Source organism: Streptomyces sp. NBC_01264, assembly GCF_026340675.1.
Lineage (GTDB): Bacteria > Actinomycetota > Actinomycetes > Streptomycetales > Streptomycetaceae > Streptomyces.
This window is the reverse complement of sequence record NZ_JAPEOX010000001.1, coordinates 1,356,573-1,381,547: the sequence shown is the minus strand read 5'-3', so window position 1 is coordinate 1,381,547 and position 24,975 is coordinate 1,356,573. Positions and strand designations below refer to the sequence as shown.

General features: G+C 72.8%; 22 protein-coding genes and 1 pseudogene. 16 read left to right on the top strand and 7 right to left on the bottom strand.

All coding sequences use genetic code 11. From position 1 onward, the window contains the following. Positions 1–129 precede the first annotated feature (129 nt). The 6 genes from OG435_RS06230 to OG435_RS06205 all read left to right on the top strand — a co-directional run bounded on the left by OG435_RS06230 (position 130) and on the right by OG435_RS06205 (position 5,620). On the top strand, positions 130–1,032 hold the full coding sequence (locus tag OG435_RS06230) for an SIS domain-containing protein (RefSeq protein ID WP_266875800.1): 903 nt from the start codon (positions 130–132) through the stop codon (positions 1,030–1,032). Then, a complete protein-coding gene (locus OG435_RS06225) occupies positions 1,029–1,865 on the top strand; it encodes a class II fructose-bisphosphate aldolase (RefSeq protein WP_266875799.1) in 837 nt (278 codons plus the stop codon). The genes OG435_RS06230 and OG435_RS06225 overlap by 4 nt, the downstream gene beginning before the upstream one ends. A gap of 146 nt (positions 1,866–2,011) precedes the next feature. Continuing rightward, positions 2,012–2,224 (top strand): hypothetical protein, encoded by a 213-nt coding sequence (locus OG435_RS06220; protein ID WP_266875798.1) that lies wholly within the window; start codon positions 2,012–2,014, stop codon positions 2,222–2,224. 21 nt (positions 2,225–2,245) lie between these two features. Continuing rightward, complete coding sequence (locus tag OG435_RS06215) at positions 2,246–3,232, top strand: LLM class flavin-dependent oxidoreductase (RefSeq protein WP_266875797.1); 987 nt, start codon at positions 2,246–2,248, stop codon at positions 3,230–3,232. Next, entirely contained in the window at positions 3,229–4,290 is a 1,062-nt protein-coding gene (locus OG435_RS06210) for a zinc-binding dehydrogenase (RefSeq protein ID WP_266875796.1), read from the top strand. The genes OG435_RS06215 and OG435_RS06210 overlap by 4 nt, the downstream gene beginning before the upstream one ends. 139 nt (positions 4,291–4,429) lie before the next feature. Continuing rightward, a complete protein-coding gene (locus OG435_RS06205) occupies positions 4,430–5,620 on the top strand; it encodes an acyl-CoA dehydrogenase family protein (RefSeq protein ID WP_266875795.1) in 1,191 nt (396 codons plus the stop codon). A gap of 73 nt (positions 5,621–5,693) precedes the next feature. Here the strand turns inward: OG435_RS06205 and OG435_RS06200 are convergent. Continuing rightward, positions 5,694–5,822: pseudogene (locus OG435_RS06200) on the bottom strand (LysR family transcriptional regulator); the annotation flags it as partial. Between the two features lie 30 nt (positions 5,823–5,852). On the opposite strand from OG435_RS06200, the gene OG435_RS06195 reads away from it, so the two are divergent. Next, positions 5,853–7,208, top strand: a complete 1,356-nt coding sequence (locus OG435_RS06195; RefSeq protein ID WP_266875794.1) for a sialidase family protein — start codon at positions 5,853–5,855, stop codon at positions 7,206–7,208. Between the two features lie 221 nt (positions 7,209–7,429). After that, on the top strand, positions 7,430–8,656 hold the full coding sequence (locus OG435_RS06190; protein WP_266875793.1) for a cytochrome P450: 1,227 nt from the start codon (positions 7,430–7,432) through the stop codon (positions 8,654–8,656). A gap of 20 nt (positions 8,657–8,676) precedes the next feature. Here OG435_RS06190 and OG435_RS06185 read toward each other — a convergent pair whose 3' ends face one another. Then, positions 8,677–10,152: an APC family permease gene (locus OG435_RS06185; protein WP_266875792.1), complete on the bottom strand. Its 1,476-nt coding sequence runs from the start codon at positions 10,150–10,152 to the stop codon at positions 8,677–8,679. A gap of 147 nt (positions 10,153–10,299) precedes the next feature. Between OG435_RS06185 and OG435_RS06180 the strand changes: the two genes are divergently transcribed. Further along, positions 10,300–11,286: an IS481 family transposase gene (locus OG435_RS06180; protein ID WP_266875791.1), complete on the top strand. Its 987-nt coding sequence runs from the start codon at positions 10,300–10,302 to the stop codon at positions 11,284–11,286. 22 nt (positions 11,287–11,308) lie between these two features. Here OG435_RS06180 and OG435_RS06175 read toward each other — a convergent pair whose 3' ends face one another. Then, a complete protein-coding gene (locus tag OG435_RS06175; RefSeq protein ID WP_266875790.1) occupies positions 11,309–11,455 on the bottom strand; it encodes a hypothetical protein in 147 nt (48 codons plus the stop codon). 54 nt (positions 11,456–11,509) lie between these two features. Continuing rightward, on the bottom strand, positions 11,510–12,250 hold the full coding sequence (locus OG435_RS06170) for an SDR family NAD(P)-dependent oxidoreductase (RefSeq protein WP_266875789.1): 741 nt from the start codon (positions 12,248–12,250) through the stop codon (positions 11,510–11,512). Between the two features lie 145 nt (positions 12,251–12,395). Here OG435_RS06170 and OG435_RS06165 point away from each other — a divergent pair, with 145 nt between their 5' ends. Genes OG435_RS06165 through OG435_RS06155 form a run of 3 tightly spaced genes read left to right on the top strand, consistent with a single transcriptional unit; the run spans position 12,396 to position 17,041 of the window. Continuing rightward, positions 12,396–13,304 carry an oxygenase MpaB family protein gene (locus tag OG435_RS06165; RefSeq protein WP_266875788.1) on the top strand — a complete coding sequence of 303 codons (909 nt, stop codon included), beginning with the start codon at positions 12,396–12,398 and terminating at the stop codon, positions 13,302–13,304. A gap of 27 nt (positions 13,305–13,331) precedes the next feature. Next, the gene (locus OG435_RS06160) at positions 13,332–15,464 is read left to right on the top strand and encodes a serine/threonine-protein kinase (protein WP_266875787.1); all 2,133 of its coding nucleotides are present in this window, start codon (positions 13,332–13,334) and stop codon (positions 15,462–15,464) included. After that, positions 15,461–17,041, top strand: coding sequence for a phytoene desaturase family protein (locus tag OG435_RS06155; RefSeq protein ID WP_266875786.1), 1,581 nt, complete (start codon positions 15,461–15,463; stop codon positions 17,039–17,041). Before OG435_RS06160 ends, OG435_RS06155 begins: the two co-directional genes overlap by 4 nt. 17 nt (positions 17,042–17,058) lie before the next feature. Here the strand turns inward: OG435_RS06155 and OG435_RS06150 are convergent, their stop codons facing one another. Beyond that, positions 17,059–17,502 carry a nitroreductase family deazaflavin-dependent oxidoreductase gene (locus OG435_RS06150; RefSeq protein WP_266875785.1) on the bottom strand — a complete coding sequence of 148 codons (444 nt, stop codon included), beginning with the start codon at positions 17,500–17,502 and terminating at the stop codon, positions 17,059–17,061. Positions 17,503–17,562: 60 nt separating this feature from the next. Beyond that, positions 17,563–18,768 (bottom strand): FAD-dependent monooxygenase, encoded by a 1,206-nt coding sequence (locus tag OG435_RS06145; protein ID WP_266875784.1) that lies wholly within the window; start codon positions 18,766–18,768, stop codon positions 17,563–17,565. Positions 18,769–18,851: 83 nt separating this feature from the next. On the opposite strand from OG435_RS06145, the gene OG435_RS06140 reads away from it, so the two are divergent. Together OG435_RS06140 and OG435_RS06135 are read left to right on the top strand one after the other, a co-directional pair. Then, positions 18,852–19,448, top strand: coding sequence for a TetR/AcrR family transcriptional regulator (locus OG435_RS06140; protein ID WP_266875783.1), 597 nt, complete (start codon positions 18,852–18,854; stop codon positions 19,446–19,448). Between the two features lie 185 nt (positions 19,449–19,633). After that, the gene (locus OG435_RS06135) at positions 19,634–19,843 is read left to right on the top strand and encodes a hypothetical protein (protein ID WP_266875782.1); all 210 of its coding nucleotides are present in this window, start codon (positions 19,634–19,636) and stop codon (positions 19,841–19,843) included. An 86-nt stretch (positions 19,844–19,929) separates the two neighbouring features. Here OG435_RS06135 and OG435_RS06130 read toward each other — a convergent pair whose 3' ends face one another. Continuing rightward, entirely contained in the window at positions 19,930–21,975 is a 2,046-nt protein-coding gene (locus OG435_RS06130; protein ID WP_266875780.1) for a serine hydrolase, read from the bottom strand. Between the two features lie 145 nt (positions 21,976–22,120). Between OG435_RS06130 and OG435_RS06125 the strand changes: the two genes are divergently transcribed. Both OG435_RS06125 and OG435_RS06120 read left to right on the top strand, forming a co-directional pair. Continuing rightward, complete coding sequence (locus OG435_RS06125) at positions 22,121–23,227, top strand: nitronate monooxygenase (RefSeq protein WP_243341320.1); 1,107 nt, start codon at positions 22,121–22,123, stop codon at positions 23,225–23,227. Between the two features lie 20 nt (positions 23,228–23,247). Further along, positions 23,248–24,801: an acyl-CoA synthetase gene (locus OG435_RS06120; protein ID WP_266875779.1), complete on the top strand. Its 1,554-nt coding sequence runs from the start codon at positions 23,248–23,250 to the stop codon at positions 24,799–24,801. Positions 24,802–24,975 lie beyond the last annotated feature (174 nt).

Here is a 24,975-nt window from a genome sequence, read left to right as displayed (position 1 = left end):
TCCCTCTTGGCCTACACGTCGAGATTAACGCAGGAGATCATCCCTGAGATGCTTGAAGTTGCCTGAAAGAGCCCAGTATCTTGCAGGAACAAGCACTCAGAGGTGCACGCACTGCGCTAGGGAGCCGCCATGAGCCATGTCGCGTACGAGTTGGGCACGCAGCCCGCATGCTGGGAACGGGCCGCCGAACTGGCCCCGGAACACCGCGCGGTGCTGCCGCGGCCGGGGGAGCGTACCGCGATCGTCGGATGCGGGACCTCGTACTACATGGCCCAGGCCGCCGCCGTGTTGCGCGAGGAGGCCGGGCAGGGCGAGACCGACGCCTTCCCCGCATCGGAGTTCCCCCGCCACCGGCGCTACGACCGGGTCGTCGCGCTGACCCGGTCGGGGACCACCACCGAGGTCCTCGACCTGCTCGCCGGGCTGCGGGACGCCGGCGTGCCCACCACCGCCGTCATCGGAGACCCCGCCACCCCCGTCATCACCCTCGCCGACGCGCTCGTCGTCCTGGACTTCGCCGACGAGCAGTCCGTCGTCCAGACCCGCTTCGCCACCACCGCCCTCACCCTGCTGCGCGCCCACGTCGGCCTGCACAGTCCCTCCGTCGTCGCCGACGCGCGCGCCGCACTGGCCGACCCGCTCCCGGCGGAGCTGGAGACCCGGGGGCAGTTCACCTTCCTCGGGCGGGGCTGGAGCGTCGGGCTCGCCAACGAGGCCGCTCTGAAGATGCGCGAAGCCGCCCTGGCCTGGGCCGAGTCCTACCCCGCCATGGAGTACCGGCACGGCCCCATCAGCGTCTCCGCGCCCGGCACCGCCACCTGGTCGCTCGGCGACGCCCCCGAAGGGCTCGCCGAACAGGTCCGGGGGACCGGAGCCCAGTGGGTGGCCGGGCACCTCGACCCGCTCGCCGAGCTGGTCCGCGTGCACCGCCTGGCCGTCGCCGTCGCCGCCCACCAGGGGCTGGACCCGGACGCTCCGCGCAACCTGACCCGGTCCGTCATCCTCACCACGGGCGAGGAGGCCGTCCGATGAGCCTCGTCCCCGCCGGCGGGCTCGTCCTGGAGGCTGCGGCTCGGGGGCGCGCCGTCCCCGCCTTCAACATCATCACGCTGGAGCACGCCGAAGCGGTCGTCGCGGGCGCCGAAGCCGCCGGACTGCCCGTGATCCTCCAACTCAGCGAGAACGCGGTCAAGTTCCGAGGCGGGGCGCTGCTGCCGATCAGCCGGGCGGCCGTCGCCGTCGCCGAGGCCGCCGGGGTCCCCGTCGGGCTGCACCTGGACCACGTCAAGAGCTCCGAACTGCTCCGGCAGGCCGTGGACGCCGGATTCAGCTCGGTCATGTACGACGCCGCGCACCTCCCCTACGCCGAGAACCTGGAGGCCACCCGCTCCGCCGCCGACTGGGCGCACGTCAACGGGCTCTGGATCGAGGCCGAACTGGGCGAGGTCGGCGGCAAGAACGGGGCCGCGCCGCTGGACCCGCACGCACCCGGCGCCCGTACCGACCCGGACGAGGCGCGGCGGTTCGTCGCCGACTCCGGAGTCGACGCGCTGGCCGTCGCCATCGGCAGCAGCCACGCCATGACCAGCCGGACCGCCGCCCTGGACCACGCGCTGCTCGGCCGCCTCGCCAAGTCGGTCGACGTCCCGCTGGTGCTGCACGGCTCCTCCGGCCTGCCGGACGCCGAACTCGCCGCGGCCGTCGCCGGCGGCATCCGCAAGGTCAACATCGGCACCGCGCTCAACGTGGCGATGACCGAGGCCATCCGTACCCATCTGACCGCCGCGGATCCCCGTCCGTACCTGACCGCCGCGCGGGAGGCGATGACGGCGACGGCCGCCGCCATGATCAGCGCCCTGAACTGACCGGAACGGGTGTCGGGGGCCGAACGGGCGCACGGAGCGGCTCCCCGCGGGATTCCTCCCACTCAGTGGGAGGACGGCCGCGGCGGGAGCGGTGTTTCGTCGGATGCCGGAGCAGAGCAGGCGCCGCCGAGGGAAGGCCACCGCACATGCCGCAGCCGTACATGCCGCAGCCGTATCCGACACAGTCCTATCCGTCACAGCCGTATCTGCCGCACCGCTTCGGGGTGTTCCTCGCCCCCTACCACCGGCCCGACGGCGATCCCGCGCTCCAGCTGCGGCGGGACCTCGACCTCGCCACCGACCTCGACCGGCTCGGCTACGAGGAGCTGTGGGCCGGTGAACACCACTCCGCCGGGTAAGAGATCATCGCCTCGCCCGAGGTGTTCCTCGCCGCGGCCGCCGAGCGCACCGGCCGCATCATGCTCGGAACCGGGGTCAACTCCCTCCCGTACCACCAGCCGTTGATCCTCGCCGACCGGATCTGCCAGCTCGACCAGCAGTCCCGCGGCCGCGCCATGCTCGGAGTGGGACCGGGCCAGCTGCCCTCCGACGCGTTCATGATGGGCGTCGACCCGCTCCGCTCCCGCGCGATGACGGCCGACGCGCTCGACGCGATCGTGCGGCTGCTGCGCGGGGAGACGGTCACGGCCGCCACCGACTGGTTCACCCTGGAGGAGGCCCGGCTCCAGCTCGGCCCCTACCGGGGCCGGGAGCTGGAGGTCGCGGTCGCCTCCGCCGTGTCCCCGACCGGGGCGGTGCTCGCGGGCCGCCACGGGGTCGGCATGCTCTCGCTCGCCGCCGCCGACCCCGCCGGGTACGCGGCCCTCGACGCCAACTGGGCCGCCCACGAGCGCGCCTGCGGGGAGACCGGCCGGCCCGCCGACCGCTCCACGTGGCGGCTGGTCACCCCGGTCCACCTGGCCGAGACACGCGAACAGGCCCTGCGCGAAGCCGAGTACGGCACCCCCGACATCGTGGACTACATCGAGCGGCTCGGCGGCAGCCGCCCGGACGGCTGCGCCACCCCGGCCGGTGCCGTCGAGCGGTGGACCACCGAAGGGCTGCCGGCCTTCGGCCGCGCCGTCATCGGAACCCCCGAGGACGCCGTCCGGCGGATCGAGGAACTCGCGGACAGGACGGGCGGGTTCGGGACCTTCCTCATCCTCCGGCTGGACCTCGCCGAACCGGCGGCCGCCCTGCGCAGCCTAGAGCTCTTCGCCGAGCGGGTCGTCCCCCGGCTCACCGGCCACACCGAAGCCCGCCGCCGCGCCAGCCTGGAGTGGGCAGGGCGCAACAGCGAACGGTTCACCGGGGCGATGCGCCGGGCCACGATGGACGCCATCGCCCGCAAGGGAGAGGTCCGTTGAGGGCCGCGGTGCTCGCCGACGGCCGGTTCCTCGTACGGGAGCACCCGGATCCGGTGCCCGGCCCCGGGCAGGCGCTCGTGGAGACCGAAGCCTGCGGGATCTGCGGCTCCGACCTGAGCGCGGTCGCACACACGGAGGAGTTCCTCCGGGCCTCCCGGGACAGCGGAACCACCAGCTTCCTCTTCGACCCGGACCGGCCGCTGGTGATGGGCCACGAGTTCTCCGGCCGGGTCCTGGCCTACGGGCCCGGCGCGACCGGACCCGAACCGGGAACCGGGGTCGTCGGCCTGCCCTGGGCGGTCGACCCGGGCGGGGTCGTGCGGACCGTGGGCTACAGCAATGCCTTCCCCGGCGGATTCGGCGAACGGATCGTCGTACAGGCGCAGGCGCTGCTGCCCGTCCCGCCCTCCCTGGACCTCGCCCTCGCCGCCCTCACCGAGCCGCTGGCCGTGGGCTTCGGCGACATCGCGCGCAGCGCGGCGGGGAAGGACACCCCGGCCGTGGTCATCGGCTGCGGACCGGTCGGCCTCGGAGCCGTCGCCGCGCTGCTGGAGCGCGGCGCCGGACCCGTGGTGGCCTCCGACCCGTCGGCGCTGCGGCGGGCGGCCGCCCGCCGGCTCGGCGCGCACGCGGTGGTGGACCCGGCCGGGCAGGACCCCGTACGGCTCTGCGCGGAGCTCGCGGGAGCCCGCCCGCGCCCCACCGTGGTCGTCAACTGCGTGGGCGTGCCCGGGATGCTCGACCAGCTCCTGCACACCGTCCCGCGCGGCACCGAGATCCTGCAGATCGGCGGGGTGATGACCGAGGACGTGATCCGCCCCGTCGTCGGCATCTACAAGGACGTCACGATCCGCATGTGCCTGACCTACCCGCCCGAGGAGTTCGGGGCCACCCTCGACCGCCTCGCCGACGGCCGCATCGGCCCCGGGTCCCTGGTCACGGGAGAAGCGGGCTTCGGCGGACTGGACGCCGCCTTCGCCTCCCTGCGGCGGCCGGAGGAGCACATCAAGGTCCTGATCCGGCCCGGGCGGGAAGGAACCGGGGTGGTGGCCCGCTGATCGTGCCACTGTTCGCGCCCCTGTCCGTGCCACTGGTCGGGCGCTGACCCTTCCGGATTCTTGGAACAGGTTCTAGTCTGCCCCCGCGGCGGCGGCGGACGGCCGCGCGACCTTGAGCCACGAGAGACCCGGAGGGGCCGTGCACCTCGAATACACGCCTGAGCAGCAGCAGTTGCGCACCGAGCTGCGCGCCTACTTCGCCGAGCTGATCCCCGACGACGTCTACGCCCGCTACGAGGACCCGGCCGAGCAGAAGCGCTTCTACCGGGAGACCATCCGCCGGCTCGGCGCCGACGGCTGGCTCGGGGTCGGCTGGCCCGAGGAGTACGGCGGGCGCGGGATGTCGCCCATGGACCAGTTCATCTTCTTCGACGAGGCCGCGCAGGCCGTCGTACCGCTGCCGCTGATGGCGCTCAACACCGTCGGGCCGACCATCATGCAGTTCGGCACCGACGAGCAGAAGGCGTACTTCCTGCCCAAGATCCTCGCGGGGGAGATCGACTTCGCCATCGGCTACAGCGAGCCCGACGCCGGCACGGACCTCGCCGCCCTCAAGTGCAAGGCCGTCCGCGAGGGCGACGAGGAGACCGGCACCTACGTGGTCGACGGGCAGAAGATCTGGACCACCAACGGCGACACCGCCGACTGGGTCTGGCTCGCCGTCCGCACCGACCCGGACGCCCCGGCCCACAAGGGCATCACCATGCTCCTGGTGCCGACCTCCGACCCCGGGTACTCCTGCACCCTGATCAACACCCTGGCCTCGCACGACACCACCGCCAGCTACTACGAGAACATCCGCGTCCCGGCGAGCCGCCGCGTCGGCCAGGAGAACAAGGGCTGGCGCCTGATCACCAACCAGCTCAACCACGAGCGCGTCACCCTGGCCGCCCACGGCACCATGGCCATCCGCGCCCTGCACGACGTCCAGCGCTGGGCCGCCGAGACCAAGCTCGCCGACGGCCGCCGCGTCATCGACCTCTCCTGGGTCCGCGGCCGCCTCGCCCGCACCCACGCCCGCCTCGACGCGATGAAGCTGCTCAACTGGCAGATGGTCAACGCCGTCCAGGACGGCAACCTCACCCCGCAGGACGCCTCCGCCGTCAAGGTCTACGGCTCCGAGGCGCGCAGGGACGCGTACGCCTGGCTGATGGAGGTGGTCGGCGCGGCCGGTTCCCTCAAGGACGGCTCCGCGGGCGCGGTCCTGCACGGCGAACTGGAGCGCGGCTACCGCAGCGCGGTCATCTTCACCTTCGGCGGCGGCAACAACGAGATCCAGCGCGAGATCATCTCCTGGATCGGCCTCGGCATGCCGAGGGTGCGCCGCTGAGCGATGGTGCGTCGCAGGAACCACTGGACCGGAACCACTGGACCGGAACCACTGGATCAGAGCTGGATCGCAACTACTGGAGGCGTGTCGCGGTCCGGACGAGGTCGGCGACGGCTCTGGACCGGCTGTGCGGGGGCCAGGCGATGACGGTGGTGACCGCCGGCGCGTCCAGCACGGGCACAGCGGCGAGGTCCGCGTGTAGGGGAACCCCGACGGCACGCCACTGGTCAAGGTGTCCCACGGCGATCCGTACGCGGACTGCACCATCGGCGCGATCTCCCCCGAGAGCATCGTCTACCCCGGCACCGAGGTCGAGCCGTACCTGTCCGTCGATCCGCGCGACTCGAAACGCGTGGTCACCGTGTACCAGCAGGACCGCTGGAACGACGGCGCCGCCCGCGGCCTGGTGGCCTCCTGGACCACCGACGGCCACACCTTCCACCGGAGCACGCTGCCGTTCAGCCTGTGCGCGCCCGGCGGCGCGGACTACGAACGGGCCTCCGACCCCTGGGTCAGCACCGGCCCGGACGGCACCGTCTACGCGAGCGGGGAAGGCGTCGACTTCACCAAGAGCACGCGCAGCGCCCTCCTGACCGCCACGTCCCACGACGGCGGCCGCACCTGGCAGAACCTCACCACCACCCACGTCGACGAGCAGCCGTTCTTCAACGACAAGCCCTCGCTCACCGCCGACCCGATCCGCGAGGGCACCGCCTACCAGGTCTGGGACCGCCTCGACAACGACCCGCCCGGCCCCAGCTCCCTCGACGGTCCCGGCTACATCTCCCTCACCCGCGACGGCGGCCGCACCTGGAGCGAGGCCCGGCGGTTCGTCGACACCGCCGCCGTGCCCAACACCCAGACCATCGGCCATGTGATCGTCGTCGACCGGCGCACCGGCACCCTGTACGACTTCTACGACCGGATCACCCTCTCCGACGACCTGAGCACCGTCACCGAAGCCCGCTACGAGGTGGTCAGCTCCACCGACGCCGGAGAAACCTGGAGCGCCCCGGCCACCGTGGCCCGCGACACCTCCGTACCGGAGGTAGACCCGAACGACCCCGCCAAACTGCTGCGCGCCGGATCCACCCTGCCCAGCCCGGCCGTCGACCCGAAGACGGGCACGCTGTACATGGCCTACGAGGGCTCGGACTTCTCCGGCGGCAGCTTCGACTCGGTCCAGCTCGTGCGCTCCACCGACGGCGGACGCACCTGGGGGACCCCCGAACTGATCAGCCCTGAGGACGTGCCGGCCTTCTCCCCGTCGATCGCGGTCGACGACCGGGGCACGGTCGCACTCACCTACTACGACCTGCGCTTCCTCGAGCCGGGCGACACCACCACCCTGCCCACCGCCTACCAACTGGCCACCCTGCCGCACGGGGACCTCGAACGCCGGAGCGAGCGACGCATCTCGCGGATCTTCGACTGGCTGCAGGCACCGTTCGCCGGGGGCTACTTCCTCGGTGACTACCAGGGCCTGGTGGCGGACGGCAAGGGAGTGCGGGCGGTGCTCACCGAGACCAACTCCGGCGCACCGCAGAACCGTACGGACGTGTACACCAGCAGTCTGCGCACCCACTGACCGATACCGGTCCCCGTCATGGCGACGGTATCGCCGGCAGGAGCCGCAACGGTCGACACCGTTGCGGCTTCCGGCATTTCGGCGGCCTGGCGCCGACGGTCCGCTTGCTGTTTCCTGGACGGCGTACGCACAGAGCGTTGTGGCAGCAGGACCGGTCCCCGCGCAGACGGTGACCGTGGCACCTCAGGACAGCCGCCAGGCCGAGCCGATGGGGGAACTCCATGACAGCCGCGCACGAAGTCCCGGACATCCTCTCGCAGGAGTTCGCCGAGAACCCCTACCCGGTCTACCGGGCCATGCGGGAGAGCACACCCCTCATCTGGCACGAGGGGACGCAGAGTTGGATCATCTCGCGCTACGAGGACGTCGCGCGGGCCTTCAAGGACAAGGAAGCGCTCTTCACCACGGACAACTACGCATGGCAGGCCGAGCCCGTGCACGGCAGGACCCTGATCCAGATGAGCGGCCGCGAGCACGCCACGCGCCGCGCCCTGGTCGCCCCGGCCTTCCGCGGCAACGAGCTGCGGGACAAGGTCCTTCCGGTCATCGAGCGCAACGCGCGCGAGCTGATCGACGCGTTCCGCGACACCGGTTCCGTCGACCTGGTGAGCGGGTTCGCCTCCCACTTCCCCATCTCGGTCATCGCCGACATGTTCGGACTGGACCGGTCCGGTCAGCAGGCCCTCGGAGGCTGGTACCGGGCCTTCGTGGCGTTCACCGGCAACCTGTCCGGCGACCCGGAGCGGGCGGCCGAGGGCGCGCGGGCCCAGGCCGAGTTCGCCGCGTACATGCTGCCGGTCATCAGGCACCGGCGGGAGCACCTCGGGGACGACCTGCTGTCCGCGCTCTGCACCGCCGAGGTCGACGGCGTGAGCATGAGCGACGAGGACATCAAGGCGTTCTGCAGCCTCCTCCTCACGGCCGGCGCCGAGACCACGGACAAGGCCGTCGCGGGCCTCTTCGCGAACCTCCTGGCCAACCCCGACCAGCTCGCCGCCGTGCAGCGCGACCGCTCGCTCATCGACCGTGCCTTCGCGGAGACCCTGCGCTACACCCCGCCGGTCCACATGATCATGCGCCAGGCCGCCGTCGACGTGACCATGAGCGGCGGCACCATACCCGCCGGGGCCACCGTCACCTGTCTGATCGGCGCCGCCAACCGCGACCCCGACCGCTACAAGGACCCGGACAGCTTCGACCTCTTCCGCGACGACCTGACGGCGACCACCGCCTTCTCCGCGGCCGCCGACCACCTGGCGTTCGCGCTCGGACGGCACTTCTGCGTCGGTGCGCTGCTGGCCAGGGCCGAGGTGGAGACGGCCACCAACCAGCTCCTCGACGCCATGCCCGGCGTCCGGCCGGCCCAGGGGTACGACCCGGCCGCCGAGGGAGTCTTCACCCGCGGGCCGAAGTCCCTGCTCGTGGAGTTCACACCGGCGGCCGGCTGAGGCGCCGCCCTTCCCGCGCCCTACCGGCGGTCGTCCCGCGAAGGGACGTCCGGCCGGTGGTCGGGGTGGACCCAGCTCGGTTTGCGGAACTTCAGGAAGCACACGGGCGCCACGATCCCCAGGAGCAGCAGGCCGCCGCCGACGATCAGCAGGTAGCGCCACAGGGACTGGCCGCCGAACTGGTCCGGCGGTACGAAGCCGATGAACAGCGCGGCGACCGAGGCCACGGCCCCGGTGCCCGCCACCCAGGTCACGGCGGGCACCCGGAAGCCGCGTTCCACCTCGGGCCGGGTCCTGCGGAGCCTGACCACCGCCGCGAACATCAGGAGGTAGGCGATCAGGTAGATCTGCACCGTGATCACGGAGAACATCCAGTACGCGCTGGAGACGTCGTCGCTGAACGCGTACAGCACACCGATCAGCGTGGTGATCACGCCCTGCGCGACCATGATGTTCTGCGGGGTGCCGTACTTGTTGAACCGCTGGAAGACCGGCGGCAGGTATCCCTCCTGACGGGAGAGCAGGACCAGGCCCTTGGCCGGGCCGGACAGCCAGGTGAGCATGCCGCCGAGTGCGGCCGCCACCAGCATCACTCCGACGACCCTCGTCATCCAGCCGATGTGGAAGTGGTCGAAGAAGGCCTGGAAGGCCTGCATCAGCCCGGCGGTGAGGCTCAGCTCCGAGGACGGCATCACCCAGGAGATGGCCAGGGCCGGAAGGATGAAGATCAGCAGCACCAGGCCGGTCGCCAGGAACATCGACTTCGGGTACTCGCGCTTCGGGTGCCGCAGCGAGGAGACGTGTACGCCGTTCATCTCCATGCCCGCGTAGGACAGGAAGTTGTTGACGATCAGGACCAGGCTGGCGAGCCCCGTCCACGGCGGCAGCCAGTGGGAGGCGCCCATGGGCTGGGCGGAGGAGTTGCCCTGGCCGAGGAAGACGATGCCGAGGACCACCAGCAGGACGCCGGGGACGAGGGTGCCGATGACGAGCCCGGCGGAGGAGAGCCCCGCGACCGTCTTCGTGCCCCGGGAGGAGATCCAGACCCCGGTCCAGTAGACGACGACGATGACGATCGCGACGTAGAGCCCGTTCTCGGCGAGCCGGGGGTTGATGACGTAGGCGAAGGTGCTCGCCACGTACGCCAGCAGGCTCGGGTAGTACGCGATGGTCATGGCGAACTGGCACCAGACCGCGACGAACCCGAGCGGTTTGCCGAGCGCCTCGCTGACCCACCGGTAGATGCCGCCCGACCAGCCCGAGGCCAGCTCGGCCCCGACCAGGGCGGTCGGCAGGAGGAAGACGACGGCGGGCAGGAGGTAGAGGAAGACCGCGGCGAGACCGTAGATCGCCATGGAGGGCGAGGGACGGAGGCTGGCGACGGAGGCGGTCGTCATCAGGGCGAGCGTCACCCAGGAGATGAACTGCCTCTTCGTCCCGCGCCCGGCCCCGACTTCGGCTTCGACCTCGTCAGGTGTGTCTTCCGTGGTGGCCATGGACCCATGCTCGGTGCCCGCCCCGGCTCCCGCACATCGAAGGCCCAGCCCTCCCGCACCGGGCCCCGCCCTTTCCTCCGAACGGGCTAGGTATAAAACTGCCGGACGTTGGTTACACATGGGTCTCCGAGTAGACGGAGGTCCGCCATGCCCCCTTCACCGCAACAGCGGCAAGACCGTCAGGCCCAGCACCGCCTGGGGGTCCTGCGATACGCCGAAGAAGTCACGGGGAACGTTGCGCTGACCTGCCGGTACTACGGCATCAGCCGGACTTGCTTCTACAAGTGGCAGCGCGGATACGAGGACGACGGCCTCGACGGCCTGCGCGACCGGTCCAGCAAGCCGCATCACTGTCCTCACGCCACCGAGGACGACGTGGTGAACAAGATCGTCTACCTGCGGCAGCGCTACCACTTCGGTCCCATGAAGATCAAGATGTACCTCAAGCGGTACCACGACATCGACATCGCCTGTTCAGCCGTCTACCGCATCCTCAAGAAGCTCGGGCTGAACCGCCTGCCGGCCTCCCAGCGCTACCAGCGGCACGACAAGCGCTACACCCGCTACGAGAAGCAGCTGCCCGGCAACCGCGTGCAGATCGACGTCAAGTTCATCGAACCAATCGGTCTCCCCGAGCAGGCTCCAGCGACAGTGCCGGTGACCGGGCCACCTCCCAAACGGCGACGCCGGGCGAAGTACTACCAGTTCACCGCCATCGATGACTGCACCCGGCTGCGGGTCCTGCGGATCTACCCGCGGTGCGACCAAAAGACCGCCGTCCAGTTCCTCGACTACGTCCTCGAGCGCCTGCCGTTCCGCATCGAAGTCATCCAGACCGACAACGGCGCGGAGTTCCAGTCCGCCTTCCACTGGCACGTCCTCGACAAGGGCATCGCCCACACCTACATCAAACCCGCATCACCGCACCTCAACGGCAAAGTCGAACGCTCCCACCGCATCGACGCCGAGGAGTTCTACCGCATGCTCGATGGCATCGTCATCGACGACACAGGCGTCTTCAACGACAAGCTGCGAGAGTGGGAGGACTACTACAACTACCACCGCCCCCACGGCGCCCTCGGCGGCCAGACACCCTACGAACGCCTCAAGCAGAAAACCGAGGCCCCGGTGTAATCAAGCTCCGGCAGTCACACAGCTAGGCCGTCTCCGCGTGCCGGGCCTCCGTCGCGGCGATCACCCGCTGCCGGGCCTGCCGCCGGGCCTGCTTGAGCTTCCCGTCGGCCACGAGGACGGGGACGTACCAGAGCCGGCCCCACACGCTGTAGGACAGCGTCCCGCTCATCGGCGACATCGGCGCTGTGGGAGTTCAGAGCGGCCCGCTCCTCCCGCCCCGGGCCTAGATTTGGGCGGCCCCGCCGTCCACGAAGAGTTCGATCCCGGTGATGAAGCTGCTCTCCCCGGAGGCGAGGAACAGGGCCGCCGCGGCCACCTCCTCCGGGCGTCCGGCCCGGCCGAGCGGAACTCCGGCCGTCGCCCGCTCGCGGACGTGCGCCGGGGCGCCGGCCAGGGCCGGGGTGTCGATCGGGCCCGGGCTGAGGGTGTTCACCCGGACGGAGCGCCCCGCGAGCTCCAGGGCCAGGCTGCGCGCGAGGGACCGTACGGCCGCCTTCGTGGCGGCGTACGCCCCGTACCGCGCGGACGCCGAGGAGCCGGCGGCCGAGCCCAGCAGGATCACCGAGGCGCCGTCGCGCAGCAGCGGCAGGGCCCGTTGGACGGTGAAGAAGGCGCCGCGGAAGTTCAGGTCCGAGGTGGCGTCGAACTGCTCCTCGGTGAAGTCGGCGAAGCCGCCGGGCGGGCCGCCGCCCGCGTTCACGACCAGCACGTCGATCCCCTCGCAGCCCGCGGCCGCGACCGCCGCGTACAGCCGGTCCAGGTCCGCGACGCGCGAGGCGTCACCGGGTACGGCGACGGCTTCCGTTCCCAGTTCGCGGACCGCCGCGGCCAGTTCCTCCGGCCGCCTCCCGGTGACGAAGACCCGGGCGCCCTCCTCCACGAAGCGCCGGGCCGTCGCCAGGCCGATGCCGGACGACCCGCCCGTGACGACGGCGACCCGCCCTTCGAGCTGTCCCTTGCGCATGACCGTGCCTCCGCGTCCCGAGGGGAGGCGGGTGCGGTCCGCCGGGGCGAAAGCCTAGGGTCGCGCACACGCGTGCGTACGGCCGTTCGGTGGAATGCTGGAAAGGGTCCGCGGACCACCGCGGCCGACGGGGGAGGAGCCGGACATGGACGAGAGCACGGGCCCCGACCCGGGGCTCTACGGCCCCGGGTCCGTGACCTGGCAGTGCCACGGGGACCCGGTCATGTGGATCGCCGGGGTCCGCGCGCTGTACCTCCAGGCCCTGCACCCGCGCGCGGTCCGCGGAGTCATGGAGAACAGCTCCGCCTTCAGCGGGGACAACGGCGGGGGCGACGCCTGGGGACGCCTGCTGCGCACCGCCGACTTCGTCGGCACGGTCACCTACGGCACCACCGAGGCCGCCGAGCGGGCCGGCGCCCGAGTCCGCAAGATCCACACCATGCTGTCGGCGACCGATCCGGCCACCGGGGCACGGTTCCGCGTGGACGAGCCCGAGCTGCTGCTCTGGATCCACTGCGCCCAGATCAACAGCTTCCTGCACGTCCTGCGCCGCTCCGGGGTCCCGCTCACCCCCGCGCAGGCGGACCGCTACGTGGCCGAGAACCGCGTCAACGCACGGCTCGTCGGCCTCGACCCGTCCGGGGTACCGGGGGACACCGCGTCCCTGGCCGCCTACTTCGAGCGGATCCGCCCCGAACTCGCCGCCGGACCCGACGCGCACGCCGTCGACTCCTTCCTGTGCGCCCCGCCCATCCACCCCCTCCTCGTCCCTGGCCGAAACCTGGTGTGGCGCCCACTCGCCGCCCTCGCCTACGGATCCCTCCCCGGCTGGGCGCACCAGCTGTACGGCCGCCCCGCACCGGCCCCGCGCAGCGTTACCCGTCGCCTGCGTCTCACCGGTACCCTGCTGCGCAGCATTCCCGCAGGTCTGCGCTGGCAGCTGCCTCCAGGTCACATCTTGAAAGCGATGCGCCGCATGGGCCCCGGGAGCCGCCCCGCGCCGTACACACTGCGTACATCAGCGGCCATACTGGACCGGCCGGGGAGGGCGTAGCACGACACACGGGGGCGGCTTCAAGACATGGCGGAGTCCAGACTGATCCACGGCCGGTACCGGTCGCTCGACCTGATCGGGCGCGGCGGCATGGGCGAGGTGTGGCGGGCCCGCGACGAGTCGCTGGGCCGGCAGGTCGCCGTCAAGTGCCTCAAGCCCATCGGGTCCGAGCAGGACACCCACTTCACCCAGGTACTGCGCGAGCGCTTCCGCCGCGAGGCCCGCGTCGCCGCCTCCCTCCAGCACCGGGGCGTCACCGTCGTCCACGACTTCGGCGACGACAGCGCGGCCGGCGGCCCCCTGTACCTCGTCATGGAGCTCCTCGAAGGCCGCAACCTCAGCCAGCTCCTGGAGGACAACGACGCGCGCCCGCTCCCCGTGGACGTGGTGGTCGACATCGCCGAGCAGATGGCGGCCGCCCTCGGCTACACCCACGACCAGGGCGTCGTCCACCGCGACCTGAAGCCCGCCAACATCATGCGGCTCACCGACGGCACGGTGAAGATCTGCGACTTCGGCATCGCCCGGCTGGCCGCCGACATCGGCTTCACCGCGAAGCTCACCGGCGGCGGCATGGCCATGGGCACCCCGCACTACATGTCGCCCGAGCAGATCGCCGGCGGCGAGGTGGATCACCGCAGCGACCTCTACTCCCTCGGCTGCGTCCTGTACGAGATCGCCACCGGAGCCCCGCCCTTCGACCTCGGCGACTCCTGGTCCGTGCTGGTCGGCCACCGCGACACCGCGCCCGTGCCGCCGCGCGAGCACCGGCCCGAGCTGCCGGTCTCCTTCGAGCGGCTGGTGCTCGACCTGCTCGCCAAATGCCCCGAGGACCGGCCGGGCGACGCCCGCCACCTGCACCGGCAGCTCGTCGAGGCCCGGCTCGGCCCGGGAGCCGCGACCGGAGCGCACCTGCCGCTGCCCGTCTGGGCCGACGGGATGACCGCCGGACGCAGGGCCGGCATCGAGGCCCGCCCCGCGAGCGGGGAGTGGGCCGTCCTCACCGGCTCCTGGACCGCCGCGCGCCCGAGCGGGGAGCGGCGCACGTCCGCCGGGGTGGCCACCGGCACCGCCACCGTTCCCCCGGCCGTGAAGGCCGCCGCACCCGCGCCGACCGTCGTACGCCCGCGTCCGGCCGAGGACCCCCGGCTCACCGCCGCCTACGGGTCCCCGCACGGCCCAGGCCCCGCCCCCACCGGCCCGGCCGCGCTCGACGCGGGCCACACGCGGGCCTTCGCCCTCAGCCGGGCCGGCCGTACCGAGGAGGCCCTCGCGGGGTACGCGGCCGTCGCCGAAGGGCGCGCCCGGGTGCTCGGAGCCGACCATCCGGACACCTTGGCCGCGCGGCAGGAGGCGGCGTACGAGACGGGCCTGCTCGGCCGCCACCAGGAGGCGTACGAGGGCTACCGCGCGGTGCTCGCCGCCCGCGAGCGGACCGTGGGCCGGATCCACCCCGACACCCTGCGCTGCCGGCACAACCTGGCCTGCGCGCTGGGCGCCCTCGGCCGCTTCTCCGAAGCCCACGCCGCCGCCGCCGAGGTGGCCGCCGACCGGGCGGCCGTCCTGGGGGCGGAGCACGCGGACACGCTGCTGACCCGGTACGAGGTGGCGTACGCGCTGGGCCGCCTGGACCGCTGGGAGGAGGCCCTGGAGGCCTTCCGGCACATCGCGGCCGTACGGGAGCGGGTGCTCGGCCGGGACCACCCCGACACGCTGGCCGCGCGCTACGAGGCCGGGATCGCGCTGGGCCGGACCGGGCGCTCGGCCGAGGCCCTGGAGCTGTTCCGGGACCTGGTCCGCGACCGCACCCGGGCCTACGGGGCCGCCGATCCGGAGACGCTGCGGGCCCGGCACGTCCTCGGGGTGAACCTCGGGCGCCTGGAGCGCTGGGAGGAAGCGGTGGCGGAGGCCCGCGAGGTGGCCGCGGCGCGGTCCCGCACGCTGGGCCCCGAGCACCCGGACACCCTGGTCAGCCGCCGAGAGCTCGCCGTCGGGCTCGGCCGGCTGGGCCGCTGGGACCAGGCGCTGCCGGTCTACCGGGAACTCTCCGGCATCCGCGAACGCTCGCTCGGCGACGGCCACCCGGACACGGTCGCCGCCCACGCCGACGAGACGCACTGTCTGGAGCGGCTCGGCCAGGTGTGTTACCAAGAGCCATGACGACCTCGCGGGGCTTCGGGCACGACGTGTACGACGCGGTGATCGTGGGCGGGGGCCACAACGGCCTCGTCGCCGCCGCCTACCTGGCCAGGGCCGGCCGCTCGGTCCTGGTCCTGGAGCGGCTCGGCCGCACCGGCGGGGCCGCCGTGTCCACCCGGCCGTTCCCGGGCGTCGACGCCCGCCTGTCCCGCTACTCCTACCTCGTCTCGCTGCTCCCGGCGAAGATCGTGCGCGAGCTGGGGCTGAGCTTCGATGTCCGCAAGCGCTCCGTCTCCTCGTACACCCCCGTCGAGCGCGCCGGCCGCCCCGGCGGACTGCTGGTCGGCGGCGGCGAGGCACGCACCCGGGAGTCCTTCGCGCGGCTCACCGGCTCGGAGCGGGAGTACGAGAACTGGCGCGCCTTCTACGGGACCACCGGGCGGGCCGCCGAACGCCTCTTCCCGACCCTGACCGAGCCGCTGCCCACGCGCGCGGAGCTGCGGGCGCGGCTCGACGACGAGGCGGCCTGGCGGATGCTGTTCGAGGAGCCGATCGGCCGGGCCGTCGAGCGGGAGTTCGCCGACGACCTGGTGCGCGGGGTCGTCCTCACGGACGCGCTGATCGGCACCTTCGCCGACGCCCACGACCCGGGCCTGGCCCAGAACCGCTGCTTCCTCTACCACGTCATCGGCGGCGGCACCGGCGACTGGGACGTCCCGGTCGGCGGCATGGGCGCCCTCACCGACGCCCTCGCCGCGGCCGCCCTGGCGGCCGGGGCGGAGATCGCCACCGGGCACGAGGCGCTGCGCATCGACACGGACGGCACGACCGCCCCGGCCGAGGTGACCTTCCGTACGGCGACGGGCGAGGGACGGGTCGCCGGCCGGGTGGTGCTCGTGGGCGCCTCCCCGCGGGCGCTCGCCGAACTCCTCGGGGAGGAGCCGGCCCAGCCGGCCCCCGAGGGGGCCCAGCTCAAGGTCAACATGCTGCTGCGCCGCCTGCCCCGGCTGCGGGACACCTCCGTGGACCCGCGCGAGGCCTTCGGCGGCACCTTCCACATCGCGGAGGGGTACGAACAGCTCGCCCGGGCCCACGCGGAGGCCGCCGCCGGCGAACTGCCCTCCGTACCGCCCTCGGAGATCTACTGCCACTCGCTGACGGATCCGACGATCCTGGGGCCCGAGCTCGCGGAGCAGGGCTACCAGACCCTGACCCTCTTCGGACTGCACACCCCTGCGCGGCTGTTCGAAAAGGACAACCAGGGGGCGCGCGAGGTGCTCCTTGCCGCCACCCTCGCCCAGCTCGACGCCCACCTGGCCGAACCGCTCACCGACTGCCTGGCCTTCGACGCCGACGGCCGCCCGTGCATCGAGGCCAAGACCCCGCTCGACCTGGAGCGCGAACTGCGCCTGCCCGGCGGGCACATCTTCCACCGGGACCTGTCCTGGCCGTACGCCGACTCCGGTCAGGGCGGGGGCCGGTGGGGCGTGGAGACCGCCCACCGCAACGTACTGCTGTGCGGCGCGGGGGCGGTCCGCGGCGGCGGCGTCAGCGGGGTCCCCGGCCACAACGCGGCGATGGCGGTGCTGGGGCACTGACGCGCCCCGGCGCGCTGTCAGCTCACCGGGTCGATCACGACGATCGGGATCTCGCGGCTGGTCTTGGTCTGGTACTCGTCGTACGAGGGCCAGTGCTTCACCATCAGAGGCCAGAACGCGGCGCGCTCCTCGGACGTCGCCGTCCGCGCGATGCCCTGCATGACCTTGGGGCCGACCTGCACCCGGACCTCGGGGTGCTCGGTGAGGTTCCGGTACCAGAGCGGGTCCGCGGGGTCGCCGCCCTTGGAGGCGACGATGAGGTAGCGGCCCTCGTCCTCGCCGTAGATGAGCGGGGTCCGCACCGGCTTCCCGGACTTGCGGCCGATGGTGGTGAGCAGCAGGGTCTGGGTGTTGTTCCAGTACTGCCCCTCCGTCCCGCCCGAACCGGCGTAGAGCTTGACGTGATCCAGGGTCCAGCCCGGCTTGGGGTCGATCGGGTTGTCCCAGTCGATGTCTGTCATATGGACTCGCCTGCCTTCGTGTTCAACGGTCAACGAACCACAACAACGAGTGTCGGCGCCTCAGGGCACGGCCCTGTCACCCGAGGGCGTGTGCCCCTGTTCCGGAAGCCCGAACCCGCCGAAGGCGAACAGATCGTCCAGGGCGCGCCGTGCGGCGCGGGCCGGGGTGGCGCGGAGGGCGAGGTCGCGGGCGGCCACCGCGAGGGGGTGCGTGAGGGAGGCGACCCGGCCGGCGCGGCGGGAGCGGACGCGCAGGGCGTCGGTACGGGCCCAGCGGGCCGCGCTGTAGGCGGCCAGGGCCGCCCGTACCCCGGCCCCGTCCAGCAGGTGCGCGAGGACGGCGGCGTCCTCGACGGCCTGGCACCCGCCCTGGCCGAGGTTGGGGGTCATGGCGTGCGCCGCGTCTCCGAGCCAGGCCAGCCGGCCCTGGTGGAACCGGGGGAGCGGGGCGGCGAGGTCGTACAGGTCGTGCTGGAGCACGGCCGCCGGGTCGATCCGTTCCAGCAGGGCGGGGACCGGGTCGTGCCAGGTGCCGTAGCGGCGCAGGAGTTCGGCACGGACATCGGTGGGCCGGTAGCCCTCCGGGACGACCGCGGTGGCGTAGAGGTACACGCGGCCGTCGGCGAGCGGGACGATGCCGAAGCGTTCCCCGCGGCCCCAGGTCTCGGAGGCGGCGTGCACGGGCGGGCCGCCGGACTCGATCACGGTCCGCCAGGAGGTCTCCCCGCTGTGGTGCAGGCCGGGATGGGCCGGGAAGTACTGGCTGCGGATCGGGCTGTGGATGCCGTCGGCGGCGATGACGAGGTCGGCGGTGAGGGCGCCGGTGGCGAGGGCGCCGGTCGCGGTGTGGACGAGCGGTTCGCCGTCCGCGTCGTCGACGGCGGTCACCGCCGTGCCGTACCGGATGGCTCCCGCGGGGAGTTCGGCGGCCAGGGCGGCGGCGAGGGTCGGGCGGTACACGGCGAGCGGGGGCCGACCGTACCGGGCGGTCAGCGCGGCGCTGTCGGCGCGGCTCAGCAGGCGGCCGCCGGGGCGGCGCAGGTCCATCGCGGCGGGGGCGGCGTGCCCGGTCGCGCGGACGGGGTCGAAGCCGATCGCGTCGAAGGCGCGCAGGGCGTTGGGGGCGAGGACGATCCCCGCGCCGACGGCGGAAGGCCCCACCGAGCGTTCGCAGACGGTGACCTTCCAACCACGACGGTGCAGGGCCACCGCCGCCGAGAGCCCGCCGATCCCCGCACCCGCGACCACCGCATGACGTCGCGTCATGACAGGTCCTCCCTCGCTCCCCATGGCCTCTACAGCTGTAGAGGATGCCGATGTGCGGCACTCTACATCTGTAGAGTGCCACCATGAGTTCCAGTTCCCCCGAGCGCGGCGGCGACCGCAGAACCCTGATCGCGGACAGCGCGATCGACCTCGTGGCCGCCGTCGGGCTCAGGGGCCTGACGCACCGGGCGGTCGACGGCGCGGCGGGGCTTCCGGCGGGCAGCACCTCGTACTACTTCCGTACGAGGACCGCGCTGATCGGCGCCTGCTACGCACGGCTGGCCGAGCTGGACCTCGGCGACTTCGACGGGGGCGCCCCGCCTTCACCGGCGGACCGGGACGCCGTCGCCGCGGCGGTCGCCGCGCTGCTCCACCGATGGCTGACCACGGGGCGGTCCCGGCAACTGGCGCGCTTCGAGCTGAGCCTGGAGGCCGCGCGGAACCCGGAGCTCGCGACGGAACTCCACCGGGCCGGCCGGGGCTCGCGCGAGCGGGCCGCCGGGATCCTCGCGGCACTCGGCGCCGCCCGGCCGGCCGAATCCGCCGAACTCCTGGTCGCCTGGACCGACGGACTCCTCTACGACCGCCTCGCGGGCGCACCCGCCCGCACCCGCCCCGCACCCGACCCGGCCGAACTGAAGACCGTGGCCCGCCGGATGATCGACGCGGTCCTCGCCTAGGCCGGCGCTGTGACCTCATGCCTTCGTCAGGAAGCGGCCGGGGCTTCGGTGGGCATGGATACGCTCGGCTCGTGGAAGATCGCGAGCAGTATGTGAGATACCGGCGGGATCGGGCCGTGCTGGCAGCGATCGGGGCTTATCTCGATCCTCAGATCGGTCGGATCGGTGTGCGGTTGCCCCGGTCCGTGGCGGAGCCGGCCGTCGCCGCCTGGGAGCGCGAGGAACTGGGCCGGATCGGCGAGGAGAGCCGCGAAGAGTACGACCTGCGCGAGGACGCCGCCGAGCTGGCCTTCATCGGCCTGGCGATCTCCTCGCGTGGCGTGTGGGACGGCGAGGAGGTCGTCGTGGACCTGGACGTCGACCGGATCGCGGCGGCTCTGCGGGCCGCGCGGTAGCGCGGGCCGGAGCGGTCCGGGCCCGTCACCCCCGGGGGATGTCCTGCACCGGGCCGCGCCGGGGCGCCCCGAGGCGCGAGCGGCTTTCAGTCCGCCGAGCGGGACCAGCCCGTCGTCTCGATGCGGGCGGCGTCCGCGGGGCGGTCCTCGGCGAAGAGGAGGTGGGAGGGTTCGGAGACGCGCAGGACGTCGACGTAGACGCCGCGGCCCACGTAACGGCCCTGCGCGGTGTGGCGGAAGCGGAGGCGGACCTCTCGGCCGGCCCAGGCGGCGAGCGGGGCTTCGAGGCGGTGCCAGATGCGGCCCGACCAGCCGGAGACGGAGCCCCGCGGCCACTGTTCGGCGCCGCCGCCGGTGGTGCGGACGGTGGTGAAGGGGAGCGGCTCCCAGGTCTGCCCGTCGGCGGAGGCCTCCAGGTGCAGGGCTCCGGCGCCGGGCACGGTGTCCCACCACAACGCGCAGCGCAGCCGGGCGGCGCCCGTGCTGGGGGTGAGGGGCGGCAGCGTCAGGGTGCCCGAGCCGCCGGTCTCCATGCCGGAGTACCAGGCCGGGCCGCCGTGCTTCGTACGGACGGGGACGGCGCGGGCGAAGCGGTTGCCGGTGGCGACGCGCGGGGCGCTCCCGGCGCGCCAGGTGCGCACGGGGTGGACGGAGTTGCCCAGCAGGATCAGGAAGGAGTCCGTGGAGGGGTCCAGGACCAGGGAGGTGCCGGTGAAACCGGTGTGGCCGGCGGAGTGCGGGGTGGCCATGGCGCCCATGTACCAGTGCTGGTAGAGCTCGAAGCCCAGGCCGTGGTCGTCGCCGGGGAAGACGGTGTTGTAGTCGGTGAAGAGGAGCTCGACGGAGGCGGGGCGCAGGATCCGCCTGCCGGCGTAGACCCCGCCGTCGAGGAGGGTGCGGGCGAGGATCGCCAGGTCCCAGGCGGTGCCGAAGACCCCGGCGTGACCGGCGACTCCGCCCAGCGCGTACGCGTTCTCGTCGTGGACCTCGCCCCAGACGAGCCCGCGGTCCAGCCCGGACCAGGGCGGGCGCTGCACCTCGGTGGCGGCCGTGGCCCGGCGCCAGGAGAGCGGTGGGTTGTAACGAGTGCGGTGCATCCCGAGCGGAGCGGTGATCTCGTCCTGGAGCAGGAGGTCCAGAGTGTGACCGGTGATCCGTTCCAGGAGCAGTTGGAGGGCGATGAGGTTGAGGTCGGAATAGCGGTAGACCGTCCCCGGGGTCTCCTGGGGCCGCACCGACCACAGCAGCCTCAACTGACCCGCCTTGGTGGGCTCCTGGTAGAAGGGGGCCCAGGAGCGGAGGCCCGAGGTGTGCGTGAGGAGCTGGCGCACGGTGACCGACTCCTTGCCCCCGCCCGTGAACTCGGGCAGGTACCGGTTCACCGGCGCCTCCAGCTCGAGGCGTCCGCGCTCCATCTGCTGCACGGCCAGCAGGGAGGTGAACAGCTTGGAGAGGGAGGCCAGGTCGAAGACCGTGTCCTCGGCCATCGCGATCCGCTGGGCGGCCGGGAACTCCCGGACCCGGTCGGTGCGGCCGTCGTAGTCGGCGTACCGGACGGCGTCGCCCATCGCCCGGTGCAGCGCCACGGTGCGGCCCCGGCCGGCGAGGACCACGGCTCCGGAGTAGTAAGGGTGTTCGGGGGAGGGGCCGAGGAAGCGCCGCGCCTCGTCCGCCACCCCTTCGAGGTGCTTCTCCAGCAGCCCGGCCTGGCGGGCGGACCCGTACCGCAGCCGCAGTCCCTGGAGCGCGCGCCGCTCGGCCGGCCCCCCGGAGGCCCCCGCGGCCCCGGGCAGCGCGGCCTGGAGCACGAGCACACCGCCCAGCGCGAGCAGCCGCGCCCCGAGCCGCCGCCGGGTGAGCCCGCGCACGCCTCCGGCGCCGCCGTCCGCCTCGCGTGCGGCGCCGGCTGCCTCTGGCGCGGTGTCGTCCGCCTCCAGCGCGCTGCCGTCCGCCTCGATCGCGCCGCCCTCCGTCCCGGGCACGCCGCCGTCCGCCTCGAGCCAGGCCCCGTCCGCGCCGACCCCGCCGCCCTCCGTCCCGGGCGCGCTGCCGCCGCCGTCGGGGGCCGTCGGGCCGGTCGGGCCGGAGCCCTTCGTGTCACCGTCGTTCCCGGCTTCCCCTGGTGCCTTCATGCCCGGTCCTCCCGTCCGCCGTCGTGCCCTCCCGAGTATCTGCCCGCTCCGGAGGCGGGCCCCGCGGTGACCGGCCGGCAAAGAATCTGACGCTGCATCAGAAAACCCCTTCCCTCGGCGGCCGGGCTGCGGCATCCTGCCGCCCATGGAGACGGAGCTGAGCAGAAAACTGGGAATAGAGCACGCCATCTTCGGCTTCACGCCCTTCCCGGCGGTGGCCGCTGCCATCACCCGCGCGGGCGGGTTCGGGGTGCTCGGGGCGGTCCGCTACACCGCCCCCGACGACCTCAAGCGCGACCTCGACTGGATGCAGGAGCATACCGACGGCAAGCCCTACGGGCTCGACGTGGTCATGCCCGCGAAGAAGGCCGTCGACGGCGTCAGCGAGGCCGACATCGAGGCGATGATCCCGGCCGCGCACCGGGAGTACGTCCGCGACACCCTCGCCAAACACCACGTACCCGAACTCGCCGAGGGCGAGGCCTCCGGCTGGCGCATCACCGGCTGGATGGAGCAGGTCGCCCGCAACCAGCTCGACGTCGCCTTCGACTACCCCATCAAACTCCTCGCGAACGCGCTGGGTTCCCCGCCCGCCGACGTCATCGCGCGCGCCCACGACCACGGAGTCCTCGTCGCCGCCCTCGCGGGCAGCGCCAAGCACGCCCGCCGGCACGCCGAGGCCGGCATCGACATCGTCGTCGCCCAGGGCTACGAGGCCGGCGGACACACCGGGGACATCGCCACCATGGTCCTGGTGCCCGAGGTGGTGGAGGCCGTCGCCCCGCTCCCGGTCCTCGCCGCCGGAGGCATCGGCAGCGGCGAGCAGATCGCCGCCGGACTGGCCCTCGGCGCCCAGGGCGCCTGGCTCGGCTCCCTCTGGCTGACCACCACCGAGGCGGACATGCACTCCCGCGCCCTCACCGAGAAGCTGCTCGCGGCCGGTTCCGGCGACACCGTCCGCTCCCGGGCGCTGACCGGCAAGCCCGCCCGGCAGCTGCGCACCGAGTGGACCGACGCGTGGGACGACCCGGAGGGCCCCGGCGCCCTGCCGATGCCCCTGCAGGGACTCCTCGTCGCGGAGGCCGTGTCCCGCATCCAGAAGTACGAGATCCAGCCGCTGCTGGGCACGCCCGTCGGGCAGATCGTCGGCCGGATGAACAGCGAACGCAGCGTCCAGGCCGTCTTCGACGACCTCACCAGCGGCTTCGAGCGCGCCATCGACCGCATCACCCGCATCGCCGGCCGGGCCTGAGGCTCCGAGGAGTGGACAAGATGACCGACACACCCCCCAATGGCTTCTGGGCCCAGGCGACCGCCGACCCCGAGCGCACCGTCCTGGTCACCCCCGAGGGCGAGACCTGGTCCGCCGCGCGGCTGCACGCCGACGTCAACCGCCTCGTGCACGGACTGCGCGCCGCCGGCCTGGAGAAGGGCGACGTCTTCGCGGTCGTCCTCCCCAACAGCGTCGAGTTCCTCACCGCCTACCTGGCCGCCTCCCAGGCCGGGTTCTACCTCGTCCCCGTCAACCACCACCTCGTGGGCCCCGAGATCGCCTGGATCGTCTCCGACTCCGGAGCCAAGGTGCTCGTCGCCCACGAACGCTTCGCCGACGCCGCCACCGCCGCGGCCGACGAGGCGGGCCTGCCCGCGAGCCACCGGTACGCCGTCGGAGCGGTCTCGGGTTTCCGCTCGTACGGCGAACTGCTCGACGGGCAGCCGGACACCGCCCCCGCCGACCGCACGCTCGGCTGGGTCATGAACTACACCTCCGGCACCACCGGCCGGCCGCGCGGCATCCGCCGCCCGCTGCCCGGCAAGCTCCCGGAGGAGACGTACCTCGGCGGCTTCCTCGGCATCTTCGGCATCCGCGCCTTCGACGACAACGTCCACCTCGTGTGCTCGCCGCTCTACCACACGGCGGTCCTGCAGTTCGCGGCCGCGGCCCTGCACATCGGGCACCCGCTCGTCCTGATGGACAAGTGGACCGCCGAGGAGATGCTGCGCCTGATCGACGCGCACGCCTGCACGCACACCCACATGGTCCCGACGCAGTTCCACCGGCTCCTCGCGCTCCCGCAGGAGACGAAGGACGCGTACGACGTCTCCTCCATGCGGCACGCCATCCACGGCGCCGCGCCCTGCCCCGACCACGTCAAGCGGGCGATGATCGACTGGTGGGGCGGGTGCGTGGAGGAGTACTACGCGGCGAGCGAGGGCGGCGGCGCCTTCGCGACGGCCGAGGACTGGCTGAAGAAGCCGGGAACCGTCGGCAAGGCCTGGCCGATCAGCGAGCTCGCCATCTTCGACGACGACGGCGAGCGACTGCCCGCCGGGGAACTCGGGACCGTCTACATCAAGATGAACACCGGTGGCTTCAGCTACCACAAGGACGAGGGCAAGACGAAGAAGAACCGCATCGGCGACTTCTTCACCGTCGGAGACCTCGGCCTGATGGACGAGGAGGGCTACCTCTTCCTCCGCGACCGGAAGATCGACATGATCATCTCGGGCGGGGTGAACATCTACCCGGCGGAGATCGAGTCGGCACTGCTCACGCATCCGGCGGTCGCGGACGCCGCCGCCTTCGGCATCCCGCACCCCTCCTGGGGCGAGGAGGTCAAGGCGGTCATCGAACCGGCCGAGGGCTTCGCGGCGAGCGACGCCCTGGCCGCGGAGATCCTGAACCACTGCGAGCGGCAACTGGCCGGGTACAAGCGGCCCAAGACCGTCGACTTCATCGAGACGATGCCGCGCGACCCCAACGGCAAGCTGTACAAGCGCCGCCTGCGCGAGCCGTACTGGGAGGGCCACGACCGCGCGATGTGAGCACCGGGCCGCCCCGGTGGGGGGGCGGTGCCGGGACCGGTGCCGGGGGGTCGGCCGTGCGGCGCCGACCCCCCGGACATCCGTCCGCCACGCCCGGAGTTTCGTGAGAAGTGCCACGTCAGGGCCCTGAAGGCGGCTGTTGCTCCGCACAAGCGGAACAGTTCTGGCAAGTTG